The following is a 25,245-nucleotide window of genomic DNA, read 5'->3' on the forward strand; positions in this document are numbered from 1 at the left end:
CATGGCGGAGTTGCGGGGAGGGCTCATCGGCTGCGGCTTCTTTGCCATCAACCAGATGCATGCCTGGCGCGACATTGAAGGCGCCGCGATGGTCGCCATTTGCGACCGCGACCCGGAGCGGCTGCGCATCATCGGCGACCAGTTCGGCATTGCGAAGCGCTACACCGACGCGGCAGAGATGTTTGCAAGCGAAAGCCTCGACTTCGTCGATATCGCCACTACCGTTCCCAGCCATCGTCCGCTGGTCGAGATGGCGGCGCTGCACCGTGTGCCGGTGATTTGCCAAAAGCCGTTCGCGCCGACGCTTGCCGACGCCAAGGCGATGGTGAGGGCCTGCGTGGAAGCCGGCGTACCGCTGATGGTGCATGAGAATTTTCGCTGGCAGTCGGCGATCCAGGCGGTGCGTGCCGTGCTCGACAGCGGCGAGATCGGCACGCCGTTCTTCGGGCGCATCTCCTTCCGCTCTGCCTATGACGTGTTTTCCGGCCAGCCCTATCTCGCCAAGGGAAAGCGCTTCATCATCGAGGACCTCGGTATCCACAGTCTCGACATCGCCCGTTTTCTACTGGGCGACGTGTCGACGATCACGACGCGAACCGCGCGCATCAACCCCGGCATCGCGGGCGAAGATGTCGCGACGATGCTGATGGACCACAAGAGCGGGGCGACGTCAGTGGTCGACTGTAGCTACGCGACGAAGCTCGCCACCGAACCGTTTCCCGAAACGCTGATCGAGATCGACGGCAGCGACGGCACGATCCGCTTGGCGCAGGGATACCGGCTCACCGTCACCGGCAGGAGCGGCACGAAGATCACCGACGTTTCGCCGCCCGTACTCGCCTGGGCATCGCGCCCATGGCACAACATCCAGGAGAGCGTCGTCGCCATCCAGCAGCACTGGGTCGACTGCCTGGCAAAGGGAACCGAGCCGGCGACCTCGGGCGCCGACAATCTCAAGACATTCGCGCTGGTCGAGGCGGCCTATCTGGGCGCCGCGAGCCACGAACCTGTCCACCTGGATGGCTTGCTGACATGACAGCCGACGCCTTCCTCCTATACGGCACACGCGTGGTCGAGGCCGAGCCGGTTAGGCTGAGTGCGGGCTTGCTCAGCGCCGACTTTGTCAACGGCAGCCTGCGCACCATCCGCTACGGCGGCATCGAAGTGCTGCGCGCCATCGCCTACATCGTGCGCGACCGCGACTGGGGCACCTATGAACCGGCGCTGACGGACCTTGCCGTCGATCAGGACGCCGACAGCTTCTCCGTCAGCTACTCCGCAACTTGCTTAGCACCGGGCGGAAGCCGGCTCGACTTTCGCGCTACGATCAAGGGCTCCGCCAACGGTCACCTAGTGTTCGACGTCAGCGCGGTCCCTGAAAGCGATTTCGAGACCAATCGCTGCGGTTTTTGCGTCCTGCATCCGATCGCCGGCCTCGCCGGCAGCCCGGTCACGGTCGAGCATACCGACGGCAGCGTGGTGGCGACGAAACTGCCGCTGTTGATCGATCCCTGGCAGCCTTTCAAGGATTTGCGCGCGATCACCCATGAAGTCCGGCCGGGCATTACTGCCGAATGCCGGATGGAGGGCGACACTTTCGAGATGGAGGACCAGCGTAACTGGTCGGACGCGTCCTACAAGACCTATGTGCGGCCACTGGCGCTGCCTTGGCCCTATGTACTGCCGGCCGGCCAAACTGTAAGCCAGACGGTCAGCCTGCGCATCACCGGCGAGGGGGGAATGCCGGCCGCAGCATCTGCCGCCGAACCGGTCAGCGTCGAACTCGGCGAGACCGGGCAGAGGCTGCCGGATCTCGGCGTGATCATCTACCCGGATGAGGTCGAAGCAGCGCTCGCAAATCTTTCGACATTGACCGAGCTCGGCCCGCAGCAACTTGTCTTCCACTACGATCCGACGCGCGGCCACGGTCTCGAAGCATTGCAGTCTTATGCAAGGCTCACCGCCGCCTATCCGGTGCAGACGACGCTGGAATGCGTCGTTGCCTGCGCGGGCGACCTCGATCCCGAGCTGTCAGGCGTTGCCGACATGGTGCGTCAAGCCGGGTTGAAGCTTTCGGCCATTGCCGTCTCGCCTTCGGTCGACCGGCAGTCGACACCGCCGGGCAGTGCGTGGCCGGACTGTCCGCCGCTCGAAGACGTCTATGACGCGGCGCGGCGCGCCTTTCCCGATATCCGGCTTGGCGGCGGCATGTTCAGCTATTTCACCGAGCTCAACCGCAAGCGCGTGCCCGGGGGGCCTGCTCGATTTCGTCACTCACTGCACGTGCCCGATCGTGCACGCCGCCGACGATCTCAGCGTCATGCAGTCGCTGGAGGCGCTGCCCTCCATAACCGCTTCGGCGCGGGCGATCTTTGGGGAAAAGCCTTACCGCATCGGTCCATCGACGATCGCCATGCGCCAGAACCCCTATGGCGGCGCGACCAAGGGCAATCCCGGGGGACAGCGCATCGCCATGGCCGATCGCGACCCTCGCCATGCCGGCCTGTTCGCAGCCGCATGGGCGATCGGCTATGCCGCGCGTGTCGCGCCGGCCGGGCTGGAACTGCTCACGCTGTCCGGCTTCGCCGGGCCCTTCGGCGTGCTGGCAGCATCCGGCGAACCCGTCGCGGAAGGATCGCCTCGGCCGATCTTCGATGCCATCAAGGGGCTTTGCGAACTGGCCGGCCTTGCCCATGTTGCGGCAAGGACGAGCGACGAGACCAAGGTGCTGGCGCTGGCCGGCCGCTCCGCTTCGGGCAAGACCGTGGCGTGGCTGGCGAACCTGACGGCGGACGACGTGGCGGTCGACATCTCAGCGTTTGGCCGAGGCCAACTGGTGATGACCCCTTACGCGATCACGCGGATCAGCTGAAATCAGTTGCCGGAGTTCATCACATAAAGCGCGCGCGAGCGCTCGAGGTGCTTGATCATCGCCTTCTCGGCGCCGTCGGCATCCTTCTTCTCAATGCGGCCGATGATCTCTTCATGCTCGGTCAGCGTGAACTGTTCCTTGCCGGTCCAGATCAGCATTTCGGTGTGATATTCCTTCAGCCAACCGAGCATCGCCTCGCTGACGGCGATATAGATCGGGTTGCCCGAGATCGCCGCGATCTGGGTGTGAAACTTCATGTCGGCGGAGATGAAGGCTTCGGAATCGCCGCGAAAGCCACGCTGTTCGGCAATTGTGGCCCGCAGCTGCTCAACGTCCTCGGCAGTGGCGTTTTCGGCGGCTTCCCTGACCATACCGCGCTCGAAGAAGATGCGCGCCGTTTTCAGGTGTTCCAACGTGTCCTTCGACGACGACAGGATGATCTTGGCTGCGCCATCGACCTGCTTGATGATCGACTTGGCGGTCAGCTGGAGCACCTTGGCGCGTTCCCCATGCGAGATCGCGACGAGGCCCATATTGCTCAGCGCCTGCATCGCCTCGCGGATCGCGGGACGGCCGACCTCGAAGCGCTCCATCAACTCGCGCTCCGACGGCATGTCGTCGCCCGGCGTCAATTCTCCGCTGGTGATCAGGCGCTTCAGCCGCAAAAACACTTCGTCGGAAAGTTTGCGCCGGACGATCGGCTCCGAACGGTTCATCGTCGCGAATCACTCCCTTGACCTGTCTCTATCTAGCATTGCCACAGCCATTCCCGGAATGGCCGTCGCCCCCATCGGCCATAGCCGCAAGACAGGATATTGCTTGCAAAGCTTATGTACTCATTATACCAGATTTCGACGATCAAGGAACTCTTTTCGAACCTTCCGCCCTCAGACAACGAACCATGATCACGCTCACCTACCGCATCGAAACATCAGGCAGCATCGAGGCGCTGGCAGCCAAGATCGCGAGCGACCAGTCGACCGGAACCTTCGTCGCGCTGCCCGGCGAAACCGAGGAACTGAAGGCCCGGGTGGCCGCGCGCGTTCTGGCCATTCGGCACCTGCCGGACGCACTTCGCCCCTCCATTCCCGAGGCCGGTAACGGGCCGTTCAAGCGCGCGGATGTCGACATCGCCTTTCCATTCGATGCCATCGGCCACGACCTGTCGGCTCTGATGACCATTGCCATCGGCGGCGCCTATTCGATCAAGGGCCTAACCGGCATTCGCGTTGTCGACATGAAGCTGCCGGAGCAATTCCGCGGCGCGCATCCAGGTCCGCAATTCGGCGTCGCCGGCAGCCGCAGGCTGACAGGTGTCACGGATCGGCCGATCATCGGCACCATCGTCAAGCCGGCGCTGGGGCTGCGGCCCCCCGAGACCGCCGCGATGGTGGGCGAGCTGATTGCCGCCGGTGTCGATTTCATCAAGGACGATGAGAAGCTGATGAGCCCGGCCTATTCGCCGCTGGCGGAGCGGGTAAAGGCAATCATGCCGCTGATCCTCGGCCACGAGCAGAGGACCGGTAAGAAGGTGATGTATGCCTTCGGCATCTCGCATGCCGACCCGGACGAGATGATGCGCAATCACGATCTGGTGGCCAAGGCCGGCGGCAATTGCGCGGTGGTCAACATCAACTCCGTCGGTTTCGGTGGCCTGGCCTTCTTGAGAAAACGCTCCAGCCTGGTGCTTCACGCTCATCGCAACGGCTGGGACATCCTCACCCGCCATCCCGGCCTCGGCATGGATTTCAAGGTCTGGCAGCAATTCTGGCGGCTGCTCGGCGTCGACCAGTTCCAGATCAACGGCATCCAATCGAAATACTGGGAGCCGGACGCGTCTTTCGTCGAGTCCTTCAAGGCGGTGACGACGCCGATTTTTGCGCCTGAGGATTGCGCCTTGCCTGTGGCGGGCTCCGGCCAATGGGGCGGGCAAGCGCCCGAGACCTATGAACGGACCGGCCGGACGGTCGATCTGCTCTATCTGTGCGGCGGCGGCATCGTCAGCCATCCGGATGGACCGGGCGCCGGGGTGCGTGCCGTGCAGCAAGCCTGGCAGGCGGCGGTCGACGGCATTCCGCTGGCGGATTTCGCCTTGAGCCATCCGGAGCTGGCGCGGTCGATCGAAAAATTCGGCGACGGCAAAGCGGCCTGAAGCGATGCAAGACCTGCTGCTCAGCTATTATGGCGACGACCTCACCGGTTCGACCGACGTCATGGAAGCGCTTGAACTCGGCGGCGTCCCGACCGTGCTGTTCATGCGCCAGCCGGACGCGGCCATGGTTGAGCAGTTCAGCCATTGCCGCGCCATTGGCCTGGCCGGCACCAGCCGCAGCGAGACGCCGCAATGGATGAACACGCATCTGAGCGATGCCTTCGCTTGGCTGAAGACGCTGAATGCCGCGATCTATCACTACAAGGTCTGCTCCACCTTCGATTCCAGCCCGACCATCGGCAGCATCGGTCGCGCCATCGAGATCGGCCGCTCGGTCTTCGCGCAGGACAGCGTGCCGCTGCTGGTCGGGGCGCCGCAGCTCAAGCGTTACACGGCCTTCGGTCATTTGTTCGCGGCCTATCGTAAAAAGTATTTCCGCATCGACCGCCATCCGGTGATGAGCCGCCACCCGACGACGCCGATGGATGAATCCGACCTGCTGATCCATCTGTCGCGGCAGACGGAGCTCACATCGGGGCTGGTCGACCTCGCGACGTTGCAGTCGGCGGCGCGCTCGGAAGCCTTCGACCGCTTGCTCGCCGAGGGCACCGACATCGTACTTGTCGATGTCGACAGCCTCGAGACGCAGGCGCTTGCCGGCAAGGAGATATGGCGCGCCCGCAAGCCGGGCGGTTCGTTCGTCGTCGGCTCGTCGGGGATCGAATATGCGCTGCTGGCCGAATGGGTGTCGAACGGGACAGTGAGAGCTGAACCAGAATTTTCGCCGCCGGGTGCCGCCGACCGGATCGCGGTCGTCTCGGGCAGTTGTTCGCCGACGACCGAACGACAGATCCGGCACGCTTTGACCGACGGCTTCGACGGCATCGAGGTCGATCCCGTCGAACTGGTCTCCGAAGCTTCCGGAGATGCGATCGCACGCGCAGCAGCAGCCGGTCGCGCCAGCCTGGAAGGCGGACGCAGCGTCGTACTCTACACGGCCCTTGGACCCACGGCCGACAGGGGGGGCGAAATCGACCGCCAGGAAGGCGCCCGCCACAAGCTCGGGCGGGGCCTCGGCGAACTGCTTCGCGCGCTGACCATCGAGCAGAAGTTGCAGCGCGTGGTCATAGCCGGAGGCGATACGTCGAGCCACGCGCTCGGCCAGATGGGTGTCGATGCGCTGACTGTGCGGATGCCGCTGCCGGCGTCGCCGGGCTCGCCGCTTTGCGTCGCTCACTCGCGCGTCAAGGCGATCGATGGGCTGGAGGTGGCGCTCAAGGGCGGGCAGGTCGGAACCGACCGCTATTTCAGCGCCATCCGCGACGGCCTTCGAAGCTGACACGCGTCGCGCCAGCAACCGCGAGATTCATCCGAGCCTCGACTGGCGCCGAAGCCTTGGTGAAAAGCGTGGTCGACCGCCTGAAACGCAATGGTTTGAATGGCGTCGAAATTGTCGCGCCTGTTGACGTTAAATTCACATAAAGATATGGGTTCTTTGTCGTGGCAAGGTTCTTTTGCCATTTGGTCCGCCTTGCTCTATCGGGGTTGTCGCCATGTGTTTCGCCCTTGCATCAGACTGCAGGATCGCCCTGTAGCAATCGCCAGTTGCTGAAAGAGGCGGTGATCATGCCCAGCCTGCTCGGAATCGATAACGGTCTCACGGTCACCAAGGCGGTCATCTTCGATGCCGACGGCACGCAGTTGTCCGTGGCGCGTCGGCGGGTGCCGCAATCGATGCCCCTTGCGCGTTGGGTGGAACGCGACATGGCAGGCCTGTGGCAAGCAACCGCCGACGCCATCAAGGAGGCGATCGCGCTCTCCGGCAGGCCGGCGGAAGACGTCAAGGCGGTGGCGGCGACCGCGCATGGCGACGGTCTCTATCTGCTCGATCATGATCGTCAGCCTTTGGGACCAGGCATCCTGTCGCTCGACAGCCGCGCCGGCGACATTGTCGACAGGTGGTCCGCCGGTACCGTTTTCACCGATGCGCTGGCGACGACAGGCCAGACGCCGCATGTTTCGGCGCCGTCGGCGCTGCTGGCATGGCTCAAGCAGAACGATCCTGCGCGCTTTGGCCGCATCGGCCATGTGCTGGCCTGCAAGGACTGGCTGCGCTTTTGCCTGACCGGCACGATCGGGACCGACCGCACGGAGGCCAGCACCTCATTCACGGATTTTCGCACGCAAGCCTATGCGCCCGAAGCGCTGCGCATCTTCGGGTTGGAGGATCTGTTCGGCGCGCTGCCGCCGGTGGCGCATTCGGCTGACATCGCCGGTCAAGTCACAGCCGATGCCGCCGAAAGGACCGGCCTTCGCAAGGGAACACCGGTCGCCTGCGGCCTGCACGACGTGGCCGCCTCGGCGCTTGGCATGGGCGGCCATGAAGACGGCGTGCTCGCCATCGTCGCCGGCACGTATTCCATCAACGAAGTCGTCTCTTCGCAACCGCGCGTCGACCGACGTTGGTTCTGCCGCAACGCCATCGATGCGGGGCGTTGGAACAACATGTCGATCTCGCCGGCCTCGACCGCGAACTACGACTGGTTTCTCGACACGTTTTGCCGCGCGGAGCAGGACAGGACGGATGGCGGTTCCATCCACGAATTGCTGGCGGGAGAGATCGACGCGGCGTTGAAGAAGCCTTCGACCATCCTGTTTCATCCCTATCTGTTCGGCTCTCCCTATGGCGATTTGGCCAGCGGCAGCTTTGTCGGCCTGCATGGCTGGCACAATCGCGGCGACATGCTGAAGGCGGTTCTGGAAGGCATCGCCTTCAATCACCGCACCCATGTCGAGGCTTTGCGCGACGGCTTTGCCGTCAGCGAGATCCGCCTGACCGGCGGCGGTTCGCGCAATCCTGCTTTCGTCCAGATGTTTGCCGACGTGCTGAACGCCCCGGTCACCGTCACCTCGAAGGATGAGACCGCGGCCCTCGGTGCCGCGCTTTGCGCAGGTGCTGCGGTCGGCTTGTTCAAGACGCCGCAAGAGGGCGCCAGGCAGGTCGGCATGACGGAGCGGACGTACCAAACCGTGCCCGCCTCCAGTGCTGTGTTCAATGAGCGGTTTTCGCTCTACTGCCGCATAGCCGAGCAGCTGAAGTCGCATTGGCCTGATATCGAAAGGCTGGCGCGGCCGGGGGTAAACGCATGATCAAGGCCGACGAACGACGCGAAGAGATCGCCGATTATGTGATCAAGCTCGGCCAGGTGCGCATCGATGATCTGGTCGAGCATTTCGGCGTGTCGCGCATGACCATCCACCGGCATATCGACCGGCTGGCGCAGCAGGGCGTGCTGCGCAAGCTGCACGGTGCGGTGACGGTCCAGCCGTCCGGTCTCTACGAGAGCGCTTTCCGCTACCGGGTGACCGTCAATCGAGCCGAGAAGGATGCACTGGCGCGGGCGGCACTGGATTATATCGAGGCCGGCCAGGTGGTGATGCTGGATGATTCATCGACGGCAAACGCGGTCGCGACGCTGCTGCTCGACGTCAAGCCGCTGACCGTCATTTCCAACAGCGTCTCGACGGCGGGCCAATTGATCAATGTGGACGATATCGATTTCATCTGCCTCGGCGGCCAGTATCATCCCACTTACAATGCCTATATCGGCATCGTCTGCGAGAACGCCGTGGCGCAGTTGCGCGCCAATGTGCTGATCTGTTCGGCTTCGGCCGTCACCGGAACCACGGCCTTCATCCAGGATCCGAATGTCGTGCGGGTCAAGCAGGCGATGATGACCGCCTCCGTGAAGCGAGTCCTTTTGGTCGACCACGCAAAGTTCGACCGGATCGCGCTGCATGTCTTCGACGATTTGACCAGTTTCGACGCCGTGCTGGTGACCGAGGGCCTCGGCGATGCGCAGGCGCAGAGCCTCGAGCGAGCCGGGGTGAAACTGCGCATCGTCAAGACGAAGGCGCCATGAACCCAGCAGATGGAGCAGCGGCGGACAATCCCGCCGGGCGTCTCGCCGCGATGGCCGGCACCGGCGAGGTCGACGTCGTCATTCTTGGCGCCGGCATCAACGGGGCTGGGCTGTTTCGCGATCTGTGCGCGCAAGGTGTCAGCTGCCTGATCGTCGACAAGGCGGATTTCGGCTCGGGCACCAGTGCCGCGCCGTCGAGGCTCATCCACGGCGGCCTGAAATATCTCGAGACCGGCGAGTTCGGGCTGGTGGCGCAGTCGACGCTCGAACGCAATCTGCTTCTGCAAAACGCGCCGCACTATGTCAGCCCGCTGCCGACCGTCATCCCGATCTTCTCGTGGAGCAAGGGCATGCTCGCGGCGTTGCGAACGCTGCTCGGCTCGACCAGCGCGCCGCGCAGCCGCGGCGCCATGCTGATCAAGATCGGCTTGATGATCTACGATTTCTACGGTTCACGAAACCAGGTCATGCCGCGCCACCGCATGGTCGGCCGGCGGCAGGCGCTTGGCGACATGCCGGCGCTCAATCCGGCGATCGTCGCCACCGGCACCTACTACGACGCCAAGATAAGTCACCCGGAACGGCTGGTGCTGGAACTGATCCTCGACGGCTTGCAGGCCCACGCGGCGTCTGCCGGTGCCAACTACACGACACTGGCGGCTTCAGCCAATGGCGTGCTCACCTTCCAGCCGGAAAACGGCAGCGCATTTTCGGTGCGGCCGAAGCTGGTGGTGAACGCCGCCGGTCCGTGGATCGACGACGTCAATCTGTTGCTTGGCGCGCCGTCGAAGATGATCGGCGGCACCAAGGGCTCGCATATCCTGTTGAAGCATGACGAATTGGTCGAAAGCCTCGCTGGGCGCATGCTCTATTTCGAGGCCGATGACGGCCGCATCTGCCTGGTCTACGACTATCTCGGCCTGGCGCTGGTCGGTTCGACCGACATCAAGGCCGACAATCCCGACGCGGTGCGCTGCGAACCCGAAGAAGTCGACTATCTGCTCGACAGCGTGCGAACGCTTTTGCCGGGCATGGCGTTCGAGCGCGACCAGATCGTCTACGCCTATAGCGGCATCCGGCCGCTGCCGACGTCTGAAGCAGCGACGCCCGGACTGATCAGCCGCGATCATTCGGCGCCCGTTGCCGAGCCGGACGGCAACAGGCCCTTTGCAGTCATTTCGCTGGTCGGCGGCAAATGGACGACGTTCCGCGGCTTTGCCGAGGAAGTCACTGATACCGTACTCAAGCGCTTGCAGCGCAGCCGCAAGATGTCGACTCAGTCGATGCCGATCGGCGGTGGCCGGGATTTTCCGGCCAATGCCGCCGCGCGCGCGGACTGGCTGGCTGAGGCACAGCAGGCAACGGGCGCCGGGGAAGGGCGCCTTGATCAATTGCTGTCGCGCTACGGGACCAGAGCCGTTGAGATCGCCAGGCATGGGTCGGATGATGAGGGTCGTCTGCCGGACTCGGACGGCTACGGCAAGGCGGAAATCGACTACATCGCGCGCAACGAGTTCGTCGAACATCTGGCCGATGTCGTCATGCGCCGCAGCACGTTGGCGATAGGCGGCTCGCTGACGAGCCGCGACCTGACGGAGATTGCCGCGATCGCCGGGCGGGCGTTGGGGTGGAGCACCGAGCGCCTCGCGCGGGAGGTCGAAGCCGCTGTTGTCGAGCTCGAGGGCAGGAATCTGATGCGGCTGGACCGATCGCTCCATCGCCGACACCTTAGCTTTTCCTGAGGCAATCCGATCGATTTGCCCTTGTTGCGCCGTGTGCATCAACCTTCCCATTTTGCACCCGGATTGGGATTTTGCCGGCCCTACGGGTTCATGCCGTCACCTGGCTGAGATAACACAAATTGACGTTAAAATAACGCTGCCATATGGTCATAATAGGCGCGTTGGCTGCCGAACGTCGGCTGAAGGCTACCATCTGCGGAGGGATTGACAGCGATGCAAAGGTATGAAAATTTTTGCACACAGAGATAATATTATCACCCTGGGGAGGGAATGGCTTGAATTCCGGCGGATCCGCGAACCGCGACCATGAGTCCAGCCTCGCCACGCGCGCGGCCTGGCTCCACTATGCCGGTGGTCTGACCCAGGCCCAGGTGGCCAAGCGGCTTGGCCTGACCAGCCTCAAGGCGCATAGGCTTATTACCAAGGCCAACCAGGAAGGTCTGGTCAGGGTCTTCATCGACGGCGACGTCGCCGAATGCGTCGACCTTGAACAGCGCCTGATCGCCGCCTACGGGCTCGACTATTGCGAGGTGGTTCCCGATCTCGATCAGGACGAACTGCCGTTGAAGGGGCTGGGCATCGCCGGCGCCCAGTTCCTGAAGCGCGAAATCGATCGCGGCGAAGACATGCTGATCGGCGTCGGCCATGGCCGCACGCTTGCCGCCAGCGTCGAATATCTGACGCGCGCAACTGCTGCTCACATCCGTTTCGTCTCGCTGCTTGGCGGCGTGACGCGCAAATTCGCCGCCAACCCGCACGACGTCATGCATCGCCTGGCAGAGCGGACAGGCGCGCAGGCCTTCGTCATGCCGGTGCCTTTTGTCGCCAATACCGCCGAGGACCGTGAAGTGCTGCTTGGCCAACGCGGCATCAGCGATGTGTTCGCTCTCGCCAGCCGGTCCGACCTGATGTTCGTCGGAATAGGCACGGCCGAGCGGGAGGCGTCGCTGGTCGCCACCGGCATGATCGAGCCTTCCGAAATCGATGAGGTCAAGCGGGACGGCGGCGTCGGTGAATTGCTGGCGCATTTCTTCGACGACAAGGGGCGTCCGGTCGAAACGGCCCTGTCGGAAAGAATACTGGCGCTTCCGCGCGATCAGTTGAAGGGCCGCAGGATCGTTGCCGTCGCCGGCGGCAAGGTGAAGGTGCGCGCCATCAAGGCAGTACTCGAAAGCCGTTATCTCAGCGGCCTGATCACCGACGAATGCACGGCCCGCGCGCTGGTCGAGCTCGACGATGCAGCCGGGGCCGCGAAGCGCCGCGTGAACGGAGGAACTTCGAATGCGTGACAACGGACAATCCGCACCGCTGGTGGTTGCATCATGAGCGCGAAGGCTGCCACCGCCCGGCAAGCTTCGCCCCGCTTGCGCCGGGTACTTGCCGGCGCCGCGGCTCTGGTTCTGCTCGGCGCCATGGCGCTCGACACCAAGGTGATCAAGATCGGCTCTGCCGGCGATGTTCGCAACGCCGTGTTTTCGGCGGCCGACTACGGCAAATCTGAATTCCCCAAGGTGCAAGCCGATGTCGACGCGCGTGCCGCGGACGCCGTGACGGTGGCGACGGCGATCGCCAAGGACAGGGCGACGGCCGAAAAGGAATATGGCGTGCCGGCGGGTGTCGGACCGGTCATCTCGGTCAAGTTCACCGGCGTCGTCGGCGAGGGAAAATCGGGCATCTACAAGGTCGCCGTCGACGGTTTGCCGGACACGTTGACGGTCCGCGTGCAGACTGGGCCGGCGATCAACGGAACCGAGCTTCGCGACGCCACCGGCAAGATCACCTTTGGTCAGTTCACCAACCAGATCGAGTATCAGGACGCCGGCTCGGCGCTGAACAACGAGATGAAGAAGGAGGTGCTGGCGAAAGTCGATACCAGTGCCTTGACCGGCAAGACAATAGCGGTGGTTGGCGCTTTCAAGCTGGTCAATCCGAAGAGCTGGCTGGTCACGCCGGTGAGGCTGGAGGTCAAATGAATTCGGCTTTCGGCACAGAACCCGCAGCTGGCGACGCCGTGCTTTCGGCGCGCAATGTCGTCATGTCGTATGGCGGCGTTCACGCGCTCAAGGGCGTCAACTTCGACATCCATCGCGGCAAGGTCACCACCCTGTTCGGAGAGAATGGCGCCGGCAAATCGACGCTGATGAAGATCCTGTCCGGCGTGGTGACGCCGACATCCGGCGACATCGTGCTCGACGGCAATCTCGTCAGCTTTGCCTCGTCTTCAGACGCGCGCGATCGCGGCATTTCGATCATCCACCAGGAGCTCAGCCTGGCGCCGAACCTCAGCGTTCGCGACAACATCTTCATGGGCCGCGAACTGCGCACCAGAACCGGCCTCGACTTCGCCGAGGAGTCGCGCCAGGCGCGGGCGCTGATGGCCGACCTCGAAGAAGACATCGATCCGATGACCCTGGTCGAGGACCTGCGCCTGGGGCAGCAGCAGATCGTCGAGATCGCACGCGCGCTGTCGGTCGATTCCCGCATCCTGATCATGGACGAGCCGACCTCCGCGCTGAGCGCCACGGAGGTCGAAGTGCTGTTCAAGGTGATCCGCGACCTGACCAGCCGCGGCGTCTCCATCGTCTACATCTCGCATCACCTCGAAGAGGCGCTGCAGATCACCGACTACGCCGTCGTGCTGCGTGACGGGGCGATCACGGCGACGGCCGAGGCCAAGGACATCGACCTCGAATGGATCGTCCGCAACATGGTGGGCGAGAATTTCGATCTCGGCTCGCCGCCGACCGGCCACGAGTTCGGCGCGGTGGCGCTGTCGATCGAGGATGTCAGCGTCACCGACGCTTCGGGTTCAGGCTACGTCGTCGATCATCTGTCGCTGGATGTCAAAGCGGGCGAGATCGTCTGCATCTATGGGCTGATGGGCGCGGGCCGCACGGAATTGCTGGAGGCCGTCGCCGGCCGTGTGCCCATGGCGGGCGGGCGGGCGCTGCTCGAAGGCGAGGACGTCTCGGGGCTGACCATTGCGCAGCGTATCGCCAGAGGTCTGGTGCTGGTGCCCGAGGATCGCCAGCGCGACGGCCTGGTTCAGACCATGACCGTCGGCCGCAATCTGTCGCTTGCCAGCATCGAGGCGTTCGCGAAACGCCTGTTCCTCTCCCGGCCGAGGGAACGCGCACTGATCGACGATTCGATCCGCAAGGTGACCATCAAGACCGCGGGCGGCAACGCCATGATCGGATCGCTGTCGGGCGGCAACCAGCAGAAGGTCGTCATCGGCAAGATGCTGACGACAGATCCCAAGGTCATCCTTCTCGACGAGCCGAGCCGCGGCATCGATGTCGGCGCCAAGGCCGAAGTCTTTCGCTTGCTCAGCGAGCGCGCCGCGCAAGGCTTGGCGGTCGTCTTCTCGACTTCGGAGGTCAATGAGTGCCTCAGCATCGCCCATCGCATCGTCGTGATGCGGCGCGGCAAGATTTCAGCCGAATTCGGCGCCAACGCCACCAAAGAGCAGATCATGGCCGCCTCCGGCGAAGCCGTGGTCGCCTGACCACAGAATTTCCGGAGCCCCGACCCATGAGCGATGTCAGCCAGGCCAGCAAACAGTCCAGCCCCAGTGCGGGCGGAGAGGGCTTCGACGTGGCCAAGCTGCTGCTCGAAGGCCGGGCCTTCTTTGCCCTGATCGTCATCATTGTCGTCTTCTCGATCCTGTCGCCCTACTACCTCTCGGTGGCGAATTTCCTGACCATGGCTTCGCATGTCGCCATCTTCGGGATTCTCGCCATCGGCATGCTGCTCGTCATCCTCAATGGCGGCATCGACCTGTCGGTGGGGTCGACGCTCGGGCTTGCCGGCGTCGTCGCCGGTTTTCTGATGCAAGGCGTGACGCTGACCTGGCTCGGCGTCGTTCTCTACCCGCCCGTCTGGGTGGTCGCGGTGCTGGCCTGCATGCTGGGCGCCGCCGTCGGGCTGATCAACGGCGTGCTGATCGCGCGGTTCAAGGTTCCGGCCTTCGTCGCCACGCTCGGCGTCATGTACATGGCGCGCGGCCTGGCACTGCTGATGACCAGCGGCCTGACCTACAATAATCTCGGCGGCAAGCCGGAGTTGGGCAACACCGGTTTCGATGCTCTCGGCTTCAACCGCCTGTTCGGCGTGCCGACCGGCGTGGTGGTGCTGGCGGTCATCGCGCTGATCGGCAGCATCGTCCTGAACCGCACCGCCTTTGGACGCTGGCTCTACGCCTCGGGCGGCAATGAGCGCGCCGCCGAACTCTCCGGCGTTCCGGTCAAGACCGTGCAGATTTCGGTCTATGTGCTTTCAGGCATCTGTGCCGCCATTGCCGGCCTGATCCTGTCCTCGCAGTTGACCTCGGCCGGACCGACCGCTGGCACCACTTACGAACTGACGGCCATCGCCGCCGTCGTCATCGGCGGCGCGGCACTCACCGGCGGGCGCGGCAACATTCGTGGCACCCTGCTCGGAGCCTTCGTCATCGGCTTCCTGTCCGACGGTCTGGTGATCATCGGCATCTCATCCTACTGGCAGACAGTGTTCACCGGCGCCGTCATCGTGCTCGCGGTGCTCCTCAATGCCGTTCAGTATCGCCGCCGTAGCAAGCTTCCAGCTTCGACGGGCGGCCAACCGACTTCTCAGAAACGGGGGAAGGCCGAACCGGCCAATCCTGCCCAAGGGAAGACTGCCAGCTGACTGGCAGCAAGACCGCGTAAAATCATTGGAGGAATGTACATGAAAATCGTGCTTAGAAGTTTGCTTGCCGCCGCGATGGTGGTCGGGTTTAGCGCAGCCGCATCGGCCGCGGGCCTGATCTCGATCATCGTCAACGATCCGGCCAACCCCTACTGGCTGACCGAAGGCAACGTCGCCAAGGCCGAAGCCGAAAAGCTTGGCTATACAGCCAACGTCGCCGCCCACAAGGGCGACACCAATACCGAAAGCAATCTGATCGACACCGCCATCACCAACAAGTCGGTGGCGATCATCCTCGACCCGGCCAATGCCGATGGTTCGGTTGGCGCGGTGAAGAAGGCAATTGCCGCCAACATCCCGGTTTTCCTCGTCAATGCCGAGATCAACCAGGAAGGCCTTGCCAAGGGACAGCTCGTCTCCAACAACGCGCAGGGTGCAGCCCTCGGTGCCCAGCAGTGGGTGCAGGCGGTCGGTGAAAAGGGCAAGTATGTCGAACTGCTCGGCGCCCCGTCGGACAACAACGCCGCCACGCGCTCGAACGGCTACGCGACCGTGCTGAGCCAGTATCCGGATCTCGAAAAGGCCGCTTCGCAGGTCGCCAACTGGGATCGTACCCAGGGACACGACAAGATGCAGAGCATGCTGCAGGCCAATCCCGACATCATCGCGGTGATCAGCGGCAACGACGAAATGGCGCTTGGCGCGGTTGCGGCGCTGAAGGAAGCCGGCAAGCTCGCCGGCATCAAGGTCGGCGGCTTTGACGGCTCCCCGGATGCGGTTGCGGCCATCAAGTCCGGCGAACTGCAGTACACCGTGCTTCAGCCGGTGGCCATCTTCTCGGCGAAGGCTGTGCAGCAGGCCGACTCGTTCATCAAGTCGGGCGCTACCGGCGCCACCAGCGAGAAGCAGCTGTTCGATTGCCTTCTCATCACCAAGGACAATGTGGACAAGTACACCGCACCCTTCGTGCTGTCGGAGTAAAACCTGCTCAGGGGGTGTCCTTCGCGGACACTCCCTGGCTCTTCCATGGGTTCGAGACAACAAAGACTGCTCCTTGTGAATTGCCTTCATAAACATCCGGAACTTGCGGCATGAAAGACCTGCTGATCGGGATCGACGCGGGAACGTCCGTGATCAAATCCGTCGCTTTCGATCTGTCGGGGCGGCAGCTTGCCATGGCGTCGGTGAGCAACAGCTTCGTCACGCTGCAAGGCGGCGGCGCCGAGCAGGACCTTGATCAAACCTGGCGCGACATGGCGCTGACGGTTCGCGATCTGGCGACGAAAATTCCCGACCTCGCGCGGCGAGCCGCTTCTGTCGCGATCACCGGGCAGGGCGACGGCACCTGGCTGATCGATGGCGACGGCATGCCGGTCGGGCGCGCGTGGCTCTGGCTCGATGCCCGCGCCGGCCATCTGGTGGACGAGATGCGCGGCGATCCCCGGGATCGCACGCGGTTCGAGATCACCGGCACCGGGCTCAACGCCTGCCAGCAGGGAGCTCAGCTCAGCTGGCTGAAGAGGAACAGCCCGGAAATTCTGGAGCGCGCCGCCACTGCCTTTCACTGCAAGGACTGGCTCTATTTCAAGATGACCGGCGAGCGCGCCACAGATCCTTCGGAAGGCACCTTCACCTTCGGCGATTTTCGCTCGCGCAGCTATTCCGACGAGGTGCTCGACATTCTGGATCTGACGTCGCACCGCCGCCTGTTGCCGCCCATGCTCGAAGGCACGACCGATCATCATCCGCTTTCTGTGTCGGCAGCAGGCGAGACCGGCCTGCTTGCGGGCACGCCGGTGGTGCTGGGCTACGTCGACATGGTCAGCACCGCGCTTGGCGCCGGCCTCTATGATCCAAGCGGTAATGTCGGCTGCACGGTCATCGGCTCGACCGGCATCCACACGCGCCTGGCGCGCACTCCCGACGATGTCGTCCTCAACGACAACGCATCAGGCTACACGATCGCCATGCCGGTCCCCGGCGCCTATGCGCAACTGCAATCCAATATGGCGGCGACGCTCAACATCGACTGGCTGCTTGGACTGGCGCGCGACGTGCTGACCGCCAGCGGTGTAAAACCTTCGCGCGACGAATTGCTGAAAGCGCTCGATGCCTGGGTCGAAGGATCGGAGCCCGGATCGCTGGTCTATCAGCCCTACATCTCGCTGGCCGGCGAACGCGGACCGTTCGTCGATCCAGACGCGCGCGCCGGCTTCATCGGGCTTTCCGTCAAGCACGGTTTTGGCGATCTGGCGCGCGCGGTTCTCGAGGGATTGGCGTTTGCGGCACGCGATTGCTACCAGGCGATGGGCAGCATGCCCAGCGAGATCCGCCTGTCGGGTGGCGCGGCGCGCAGCCCGTCGCTGCGCGGTATCATCGCTGCGGCGACCCGCACGCAAGTCAGGACCAGCAGCCGCCAGGAAGCAGGTGCCGCGGGTGCGGCGATGATGGCCGCGGTCGGGCTCGGCGTCTATCGCTCCATGGATGATTGCTGCGCCGAATGGGTGACGCCGCTTCTGGGCGAATGCGACGCCTATGACGAGGCGCTTTCCCAAACCTACGATGCGCTGTTTCCATCCTTCGTCGCGGCGCGCCAGGCGCTGCGGCCCGTGTGGAAAGGTATGGCGCACCGCACAGGAGCTAAGTCTTGAGCGATACAACGGATATTGCCGATCTCTTCGTGATCGGCGGTGGCGTCAACGGCGCCGGCATAGCGCGCGATGCCGCGGGTCGCGGGCTGTCGGTCATCCTGTGCGAGAAGGACGATCTGGCGCAAGGCACCAGTTCGCGTTCCGGCAAGCTGGTGCATGGCGGTCTGCGCTACCTCGAATATTACGAGTTCCGGCTGGTGCGCGAAGCGCTGATCGAACGCGAGGTGCTGCTTGAGGCGGCGCCGCACATCATCTGGCCGATGCGCTTCGTGCTGCCGCACAGCCCCGAGGACAGGCCGGCATGGCTGGTCCGGCTCGGGCTGTTTCTCTACGACCATCTTGGCGGCCGCAAGCGGCTGCCGGGAACGAGGACACTGAATTTGAGAACAGCGCCGGAAGGGGCGCCGATCAAGGACGAATTCAAGCGCGGCTTCGAATATTCCGACTGCTGGGTCGACGACGCCAGGCTGGTGCTGCTCAATGCGCTCGATGCCAGTCAGCGCGGCGCAAAAGTCTTCACTCGCACTGCCTGCATTGCTGCCTGGCGCGAAGACGGCCTGTGGTCGATCGACATGCAGGACGGCCGCACGGGCGCTGTGACGAGGGTCCGCGCACGCGGGTTGGTCAACGCGGCCGGGCCATGGGTGAATGACATCGTCAGCCGCGTCGCCGGACAGAATTCCACCCGCAACGTTCGCCTGGTGAAAGGAAGCCATATCGTCGTGCCAAAATTCTGGGAGGGACGGCAAGCCTATCTGATCCAGAACAATGACAAGCGGGTGATCTTCGTCAACCCGTATGAGAACGATCTGGCGCTGATCGGCACCACCGACATTCCCTACGAGGGACGGCCCGAGGAAGTAGCCGCCGAGGCCAGCGAGATCGATTATCTGATCAAGGTGGTCAATCGCTATTTCAAGCGTCAACTCACCGCGCAAGACGTAGTTTACAGTTTCTCGGGCGTGCGTCCGCTCTATGACGACAATGCCGACAATCCAAGCGCGGTAACGCGCGACTACATTTTCGAGCTGGATGCCCCCAACGGCGGCGCGCCGCTGCTGTCAGTGTTCGGCGGCAAGATCACCACCTTCCGCAAACTATCCGAACATGCGCTGGAAAAGATCCAGCCGTTCTTTCCGACGATGAAGAAGGCCTGGACTGCCAAGATTCCCTTGCCGGGAGGCGATCTGCCGAATGCGGATTTCGAACAGTTCCTGGGTGATCTGCACGCCGAGTTTTCGTGGCTTAGCCCGTCTCTGGTGAAGCACTATGCCCGAAGCTACGGCACGCGCACGCGCGCCTTGCTGAAAGGGGTAAAAGGCGAAGCCGATCTCGGCCGGCGTTTCGGCCCGGATTTCTATGAGCGGGAAGTTGTCTTCCTGTTCGACACCGAATGGGCGATGACCGCCGCCGACGTTCTCGAACGCCGGACCAAACACGGGCTGCATATCAATGCGGCCGAGCGGAAAACATTCGAGGACTGGTGCACAAAGACCATGGCGGGGGTGAACTGATGGCCTTCACGCTTTCGCTGAACACCAACCCGCTGGTCAATCGCTTCGCCGATCCCGACGATCTGATCGACGCCATTGCCTATGGCATCGGCATCCGCGACGTGCAGCTGACGCATGAATTCGTCAATCCGGGTTGGCCGGCGGCAACGATCGCCAAGTTCGTTCGCCGGTTCAACAGCGCCCTGGCGCGGACCGGGGTTCGCATCACATCCGGGATGACCGGGCCGTATGGCCGGCTCAATCATTTCGGTCATCCAGACGCCGATGTGCGCCGCTACTATGTCGACTGGTTCAAGACCTTTGCCGACATTTCCGCCGAGCTTGGCGCTTCAAGCATGGGGACGCAGTTCGCCATATTCACGCACAAGGATTTTGACGATCCGCAGCGGCGTGCGGCCCTTTTCGATATCGCGCTCGAATGCTGGCGCGAGGTGGCCGAGCACGCCAGGGCTGCGGGCCTGACCTATCTGTTCTGGGAGCCGATGTCGGTCGGCCGCGAGTTTGGCCACACGATCGAAAGCTGCGTTGAATTGCAGGGCGCCATCGATGCGGCGAAACTGCCGATCCCGATGCGGATGATGGTCGACATCGACCATGGCGACGTGACCTCGCCCAATCCTGACGACACCGATCCCTATGCGTGGGCGAAAGCCTTTCCGCTGCAGTCGCCGATCATCCACATCAAGCAGTCGTCGATGAACAAGGGCAGTCACTGGCCGTTCACGGCCGCCTACAACAAGGATGGCCGCATCGTCCCGCAAAAACTGCTCGATACCGTGCGGGCTGGTGGCGGAACCGACAATGAGATCTGCCTCGAACTTTCCTTCCGGGAGAGGGAGCCGGTCGATCATCAGGTTATCGCGATGATCCGCGAGTCGGTGGATTTCTGGGCGCCCTATATCGACGCCGGCCGCGACAGCCTCAAGCCTCGGGCCTGAACGAATCCCGAAAGCCGGCGCGATATCGGCCAGAAAAGTATCGAAGGAGGAAAAGAAATGGCCCCATATTGGGTCGGCACGAGCTGGAAGATGAACAAGACGCTGGCGGAGGCGCTGCAGTTCGCCGACGCGCTGGCGGCCTTCGTGCCTGGTTTCGATCCGGCGATACAGCCTTTCGTCATTCCGCCGTTCACCGCGGTGCGGCAGGTCAAGGCGGCGCTCGCCAGCACCCGCGTCAAGGTCGGCGCCCAGAACATGCATTGGGCCGATGCCGGCGCCTGGACGGGCGAGATTTCGCCGGTGATGCTCAGGGATTGCGGGCTGGACCTGATCGAACTCGGCCACAGCGAACGTCGCGAGCATTTTGGTGAGACGGATAAAACCGTCGGACTGAAAACGGCGGCGGCGGTCAGGCACGGCTTCGTGCCGTTGATCTGCGTCGGCGAGACGCTGGCCGAGCGCGAGGCCGGCCGCGCCGATGAAATCCTGACCGCGCAGGTGCTTGGCGCGCTGCAAGGTCTCGCGGGCAATGAGTTGTCGGCAGAGATACTCTTTGCCTATGAACCGGTGTGGGCGATCGGGGAGAAAGGCATTCCGGCCAGTGCCGGCTATGCCGACAAGCGGCAGGCGCTGATCAAGCAGGTCGCAGCAACCCGGTTGCCGGCTGCCCCGCTTGTGCTCTACGGCGGCAGCGTCAATCCCGGCAACGCGGCCGAACTGATCGGCCAGCCGCGTATAGACGGCCTGTTCATCGGCCGCTCGGCATGGCAAGCGGAAGGCTATATCGACATTCTGAAAAAAGTGTCGGCCGCCATCGGGCGCTGACCATGAAGCAAAGGAGGTCATTGTCATGAAGATTGCACTTGGAGCCGACAGCGCCGGCAAGCCGCTGCTCGATGTCATCGCCAAGCATCTCGCCACCAAGGCAGAGCTGCAGGTCGTCGACCTGAGCCAGGCCGGATTCTACGCCGAGATCGCCGCCGCGGTCGGCCACGAAATTATCGACGGCAATTACGACCGCGCCATCCTGTTTTGCGGCACCGGCATCGGCGTCAGCATCTCGGCCAACAAGGTTCCGGGCATCCGCGCCGCGCTCACCCACGACACCTATTCGGCGGAGCGCGCTGCGAAATCGAACAACGCCCAGATCATCACCATGGGCGCTCGCGTCATCGGTCCCGAACTGGCGAAATCGATCGCCGATGCGTGGCTGGCCTCGGAGTTCGATCCGAACGGCCCCTCTGCCAGCAATGTGCAAGCCATAGACAAGCTCGACGCGAAGCGCTGAGGATCGGCTCCTGACCTAACCGGTCAAGGCAACCCGCATCGCCTCAATGACGGTTACGGCGGACGCCGCGCCTGGATCCATGTGGCCAAGCGAGCGTTCGCCGAGGCGGGAGGCCCGGCCCTTGGTGGCGATCATCGTCTTGGTCGCCTCCGCGCCGGCCTTTGCCGCCTCGGCTGCAGCCGCGAGGCTGCCGGCCAGCCCCTTGCCGGCGGCCAGGGCCTCGCCCGCAGCCCTCGCGGCCGGCGCCCACGCATCGATCATCGTCTTTTCACCAGGCTCGGCCTTGCCGCGATCCTGAATGCCTCTGGCCATCGCTTGGAACATAGCCACCGCGTCGGAGTCGTCGAGCGTCGCCTTGCCCTTGACGGCGGCCGCGCCGCGCATGAACGCGGTGGCATAGAGCGGGCCCGAGGAGGCGCCGACGGCGTTGAGGAACGACTTCGCCGCAGTGTTCAGCAAGATGGTCGGATCGGTGGTGCCGGTATCCAATGCGGCCACCGAATCGCGTGCCGCGGAAAATCCAAGCTCCATCGCAATGCCGTGGTCGGCATCGCCGATCACCCCGTCGAGCGCGCACAACCGGTCCCGGTCCGCTGACATGGCATCGGCGATGGCCGCGAACATCGCGGCAAGGCGCGTGGTGTCGATTGTCGTCATCTCTTGCTCCTTGCCGTCCCCAGTTTACCCGGCGCGAAACATGGCGCAGTCGCAAGGGTGGTCGAGCATCGTTTGCAACTCGTCGTCGAGGTGGTGCAGCGTAATCGAAGCGCCGGCCATTTCGAGCGAGGTGCAGTAATTGCCGACCCAGCTTGCGTGAATGGATACACCGATATCGTCAAGCCGCTGCTTCACGCGCCGGTTCATGATGTAGAGTTCCATCAGCGGTGTCGAACCCAGCGAATTGACCAGCACGGCGACCTTCTCGCCGCGTGCCGGCGCCATCTCGGCCAGAATCCTGTCCAGCATTTCGTCAGTGATCTCGTCGGCCGTTTTGAGTTTTCCGCGTGCGATGCCGGGTTCGCCATGGATGCCCATGCCGATCTCCATCTCGTCGGGTCCGATTTCGAAATTCGGCCGGCGGGTTTGCGGCAACGAACAGGGCGCCAATGCGACGCCCATGGTAAAGGTGTGGTCGTTGGCTTTCCCGGCAATGCGTTCGCATTCATCGAAAGACAACATGCGGTCGCAGGCGGCGCCTGCCGCCTTGAAGATGAAGAAGTTCCCTGCGACACCGCGCCGCTTGTGCCTGTCACCAACGGGCGCGGAAGCGACGTCGTCGGTGCTCAGCACCGTGCGCACCTCGATGTCGTCCATTGCTGCCATTTCGGCCGCCATGTCGAAATTCATGACGTCGCCGGCATAGTTGCCGTACATGAACAGCACACCGGCGCCGCCGCTCGCCGCCTTGGCGCATTCGAGGATCGGGTCGGGCGGCGGAGAGGCGAAGACATTGCCGATGGCCGCCGCGTCGGCCAGCCCCTTGCCGACGAAGCCGAGAAAACTCGGCTCGTGGCCCGAGCCGCCACCAATGACGAGGCCTACCTTGCCTTGGCGCGGTCCGTCGCGGGCGATGATCGAGCGCGGGCTGCCGTCAACGGCTTTAAGGTGGCGGGGATGCGCTGCCAGGATGCCTTCCAGCATCTCGTCGACGGCGCGGTTGCCGTCATTGATGATCTTCTTGGTTTGCACCAACGTCCTCCCGATTTGGTATTTTAATAGATGATACCGGGCGTTATCAGGCTGCCTCGAGCGAGGGCAGGGGCGCGATGCCCACAAAACTGCCTTCGATCGGCTTCGTAGCTGTTTACCAGCCGTTCTGGCAGAACCGAAGCGGACCGACGTGCACGGACAATGGCACTGTAGTGTACAAGTTCGCACCACGGCTTAGAAAAGGCGGTGGCTCCCGGGGCCGGATTCGAACCAGCGACCAACCGGTTAACAGCCGCTCTCGGGATAGCCCACCAGCGCCATATACCGGTTGTTCCACTCCTGAAAAACCCCTTGTTTCATAACGATTTCAGCTTTCCTGTTGCACATTAGAGCACACAGGGCAACATAGGCAGCAGTTGCATCCTGTTGCCCCGACGTTGCCCCGGAGAGCCCTAATGCCCCGCGAGAACCTGACCGACAACCGCCTGAAGGCTTTGAAGCCGGCTGCTCCTGGCAAGCGATACGTGATCATGGATGCCCAAGTCCCGAGCATGGGCGTCCGCGTAACCGACAAGGAGCCGTCCAACGGTTCAAAGCTTAAGGCCGGACAAGTCAGCTTTGTCTACATCGCCCGTTTCGGTGTTGCAACTCAGCCAGCCCGCCGCGCGCTGGGAGAGTACGACGTCATGTCGCTTGAAGCGGCACGCACCAAGGCGAGGCAGTGGGCAGCGCTCATTGATCGCGGCATTGACCCGAAGGTCCAGGCTGACGAGGAGCGGCAGGCGGCGGCGAGGGCAACGACAGAGAGCCGTGACCGGTCTTTCGAAACCATCCTTGAACGGTTCATCAAAGCCCGGCGCCGCGATGGCATCCGCAAGGCCGACGAGGACGAGCGCGACCTCAACCGGGAATGCCTGCCGAAGTGGAAGGGCAGGGACGTCGCCACCCTCACCAATGCCGACATCATGGAAGTGGTCGAACCGATCTATGCGCGCGGCGCGCAGCGGCAGGCGCTCAACATCGCCCAGAAGATCGGGACGTTCTTCGGCTGGTGTGTCGATGACGACCTGATCACCGCCTCACCCTTCCGGGCAAAGAAGGTGCGCACCACCATCGGCGAGAAGGGATCAAGGGACCGCGTCCTGACCGATGCTGAGATTGGGGCGCTCTGGACTGCCACGGCCGCTGGCGACGTCTACAGCGCCGTCTATCGGCTGCTGCTGCTGACCGGCCAGCGCCTCAACGATATCGCCCAGGCGTCATGGACCGAAGTCGACGTTGACCGCAAGACGCTGACTGTGCCGGCGGCGCGCTTCAAGTCCGGCCGCGATCACGTTGTGCCTCTCACTGACGAAGCGCTCGGCATCATCGCCAAGTTGCCGCGGTTAAAGAAATGCAACTGGCTTTGCTCGCTCGACGGCGCGGGACCGGTGACGATCGGCCATAAGGTCAAGCTGCGGATTGACGCCGCCATGCTCGCAGCGCTTCGGAAAGACGATCAAGAGGCCAAGCTGCCGGCGTGGGTCAATCATGACATCCGCCGGACGGTTCGCACCCGGCTGTCCGAGCTCGACGTGATGGACGAGGTTGCCGAGGCTGTCATCGGGCATGTGCCTACGGCGCTAGTCAGGACGTACAACCAGTCTGACCGCCTCAAGGTGAAGCGAGACGCCCTGACGCGCTGGGAGGGCGCGCTTGTGGCGCTGACAGGCCGCAAGACGGCCAACAATGTCATCCAGATAAAGGCGGCCGGTCAATGACCCTCAATTTCAACTATCAGCACGATTTCTCGGAGCGAGCCGAACGAGAGATCGTTTGTCGAGGCTGAGTTAGATGCTTGGGTGAAG

20 protein-coding genes and 1 pseudogene are annotated in these 25,245 nt (G+C 63.4%); 18 read left to right on the forward strand and 3 right to left on the reverse strand.

The annotated features are described in order from the left end of the window. Nucleotide 1 precedes the first annotated feature (1 nt). Both NKI35_RS14790 and apnL read left to right on the forward strand, forming a co-directional pair. A complete protein-coding gene (locus tag NKI35_RS14790; RefSeq protein WP_023681700.1) occupies nt 2–1,036 on the forward strand; it encodes a Gfo/Idh/MocA family protein in 1,035 nt (344 codons plus the stop codon). Next, a pseudogene (gene apnL / locus NKI35_RS14795) lies at nt 1,033–2,872 on the forward strand (D-apionate lactonase). The gene NKI35_RS14790 and the pseudogene apnL overlap by 4 nt, the downstream one beginning before the upstream one ends. Before the next feature lie 2 nt (nt 2,873–2,874). On the opposite strand, the gene NKI35_RS14800 reads toward apnL, so the two are convergent. After that, nucleotides 2,875–3,588, reverse strand: a complete 714-nt coding sequence (locus NKI35_RS14800) for a transcriptional regulator NanR (protein ID WP_023672607.1) — start codon at nt 3,586–3,588, stop codon at nt 2,875–2,877. A gap of 185 nt (nt 3,589–3,773) precedes the next feature. On the opposite strand from NKI35_RS14800, the gene oiaX reads away from it, so the two are divergent. The 15 genes from oiaX (at nt 3,774) to derI (ending at nt 21,748) form a co-directional block, all read left to right on the forward strand. Continuing rightward, entirely contained in the window at nt 3,774–5,024 is a 1,251-nt protein-coding gene (gene oiaX / locus NKI35_RS14805) for a 3-oxo-isoapionate-4-phosphate decarboxylase OiaX (RefSeq protein ID WP_352740605.1), read from the forward strand. 4 nt (nt 5,025–5,028) lie between these two features. After that, entirely contained in the window at nt 5,029–6,363 is a 1,335-nt protein-coding gene (locus NKI35_RS14810) for a four-carbon acid sugar kinase family protein (protein WP_352740607.1), read from the forward strand. Between the two features lie 287 nt (nt 6,364–6,650). Next, nucleotides 6,651–8,174: an FGGY-family carbohydrate kinase gene (locus NKI35_RS14815; RefSeq protein ID WP_352740608.1), complete on the forward strand. Its 1,524-nt coding sequence runs from the start codon at nt 6,651–6,653 to the stop codon at nt 8,172–8,174. Then, nucleotides 8,171–8,947: a DeoR/GlpR family DNA-binding transcription regulator gene (locus tag NKI35_RS14820; RefSeq protein ID WP_031249056.1), complete on the forward strand. Its 777-nt coding sequence runs from the start codon at nt 8,171–8,173 to the stop codon at nt 8,945–8,947. Before NKI35_RS14815 ends, NKI35_RS14820 begins: the two co-directional genes overlap by 4 nt. Continuing rightward, entirely contained in the window at nt 8,944–10,689 is a 1,746-nt protein-coding gene (locus NKI35_RS14825; protein WP_502897143.1) for a glycerol-3-phosphate dehydrogenase/oxidase, read from the forward strand. The genes NKI35_RS14820 and NKI35_RS14825 overlap by 4 nt, the downstream gene beginning before the upstream one ends. A 275-nt stretch (nt 10,690–10,964) precedes the next feature. Continuing rightward, nucleotides 10,965–11,978, forward strand: a complete 1,014-nt coding sequence (locus NKI35_RS14830) for a sugar-binding transcriptional regulator (RefSeq protein ID WP_352740610.1) — start codon at nt 10,965–10,967, stop codon at nt 11,976–11,978. 33 nt (nt 11,979–12,011) lie between these two features. Beyond that, a complete protein-coding gene (locus NKI35_RS14835; protein ID WP_352740612.1) occupies nt 12,012–12,662 on the forward strand; it encodes a DUF2291 family protein in 651 nt (216 codons plus the stop codon). Then, on the forward strand, nt 12,659–14,197 hold the full coding sequence (locus tag NKI35_RS14840; RefSeq protein WP_352740614.1) for a sugar ABC transporter ATP-binding protein: 1,539 nt from the start codon (nt 12,659–12,661) through the stop codon (nt 14,195–14,197). Before NKI35_RS14835 ends, NKI35_RS14840 begins: the two co-directional genes overlap by 4 nt. 26 nt (nt 14,198–14,223) lie before the next feature. Then, nucleotides 14,224–15,357 (forward strand): ABC transporter permease, encoded by a 1,134-nt coding sequence (locus NKI35_RS14845; protein ID WP_352740616.1) that lies wholly within the window; start codon nt 14,224–14,226, stop codon nt 15,355–15,357. Between the two features lie 39 nt (nt 15,358–15,396). Then, nucleotides 15,397–16,338, forward strand: a complete 942-nt coding sequence (locus NKI35_RS14850; protein ID WP_081725422.1) for a D-ribose ABC transporter substrate-binding protein — start codon at nt 15,397–15,399, stop codon at nt 16,336–16,338. Between the two features lie 110 nt (nt 16,339–16,448). Next, nucleotides 16,449–18,008, forward strand: a complete 1,560-nt coding sequence (locus tag NKI35_RS14855; RefSeq protein WP_352740618.1) for an FGGY-family carbohydrate kinase — start codon at nt 16,449–16,451, stop codon at nt 18,006–18,008. Continuing rightward, nucleotides 18,005–19,522 carry a glycerol-3-phosphate dehydrogenase gene (locus NKI35_RS14860; RefSeq protein ID WP_352740620.1) on the forward strand — a complete coding sequence of 506 codons (1,518 nt, stop codon included), beginning with the start codon at nt 18,005–18,007 and terminating at the stop codon, nt 19,520–19,522. Before NKI35_RS14855 ends, NKI35_RS14860 begins: the two co-directional genes overlap by 4 nt. Further along, nucleotides 19,522–20,460: a sugar phosphate isomerase/epimerase family protein gene (locus NKI35_RS14865; protein ID WP_352740622.1), complete on the forward strand. Its 939-nt coding sequence runs from the start codon at nt 19,522–19,524 to the stop codon at nt 20,458–20,460. Before NKI35_RS14860 ends, NKI35_RS14865 begins: the two co-directional genes overlap by 1 nt. 57 nt (nt 20,461–20,517) lie before the next feature. Further along, nucleotides 20,518–21,285, forward strand: a complete 768-nt coding sequence (locus NKI35_RS14870; protein ID WP_352740624.1) for a triose-phosphate isomerase — start codon at nt 20,518–20,520, stop codon at nt 21,283–21,285. 25 nt (nt 21,286–21,310) lie between these two features. Continuing rightward, the gene (gene derI, locus NKI35_RS14875) at nt 21,311–21,748 is read left to right on the forward strand and encodes a D-erythrulose-4-phosphate isomerase (RefSeq protein WP_352740627.1); all 438 of its coding nucleotides are present in this window, start codon (nt 21,311–21,313) and stop codon (nt 21,746–21,748) included. 15 nt (nt 21,749–21,763) lie between these two features. Here the strand turns inward: derI and dhaL are convergent, their stop codons facing one another. Together dhaL and NKI35_RS14885 are read right to left on the reverse strand one after the other, a co-directional pair. Beyond that, nucleotides 21,764–22,405 carry a dihydroxyacetone kinase subunit DhaL gene (dhaL, locus tag NKI35_RS14880; protein ID WP_352740629.1) on the reverse strand — a complete coding sequence of 214 codons (642 nt, stop codon included), beginning with the start codon at nt 22,403–22,405 and terminating at the stop codon, nt 21,764–21,766. Between the two features lie 24 nt (nt 22,406–22,429). Then, complete coding sequence (locus NKI35_RS14885) at nt 22,430–23,437, reverse strand: dihydroxyacetone kinase subunit DhaK (protein WP_023667709.1); 1,008 nt, start codon at nt 23,435–23,437, stop codon at nt 22,430–22,432. Between the two features lie 416 nt (nt 23,438–23,853). On the opposite strand from NKI35_RS14885, the gene NKI35_RS14890 reads away from it, so the two are divergent. After that, nucleotides 23,854–25,158, forward strand: coding sequence for a tyrosine-type recombinase/integrase (locus NKI35_RS14890; protein WP_352740631.1), 1,305 nt, complete (start codon nt 23,854–23,856; stop codon nt 25,156–25,158). The last annotated feature ends 87 nt before the right edge of the window (nt 25,159–25,245 follow it).

This window comes from Mesorhizobium sp. M0676 (genome assembly GCF_040320535.1).
Taxonomy (GTDB): domain Bacteria; phylum Pseudomonadota; class Alphaproteobacteria; order Rhizobiales; family Rhizobiaceae; genus Mesorhizobium.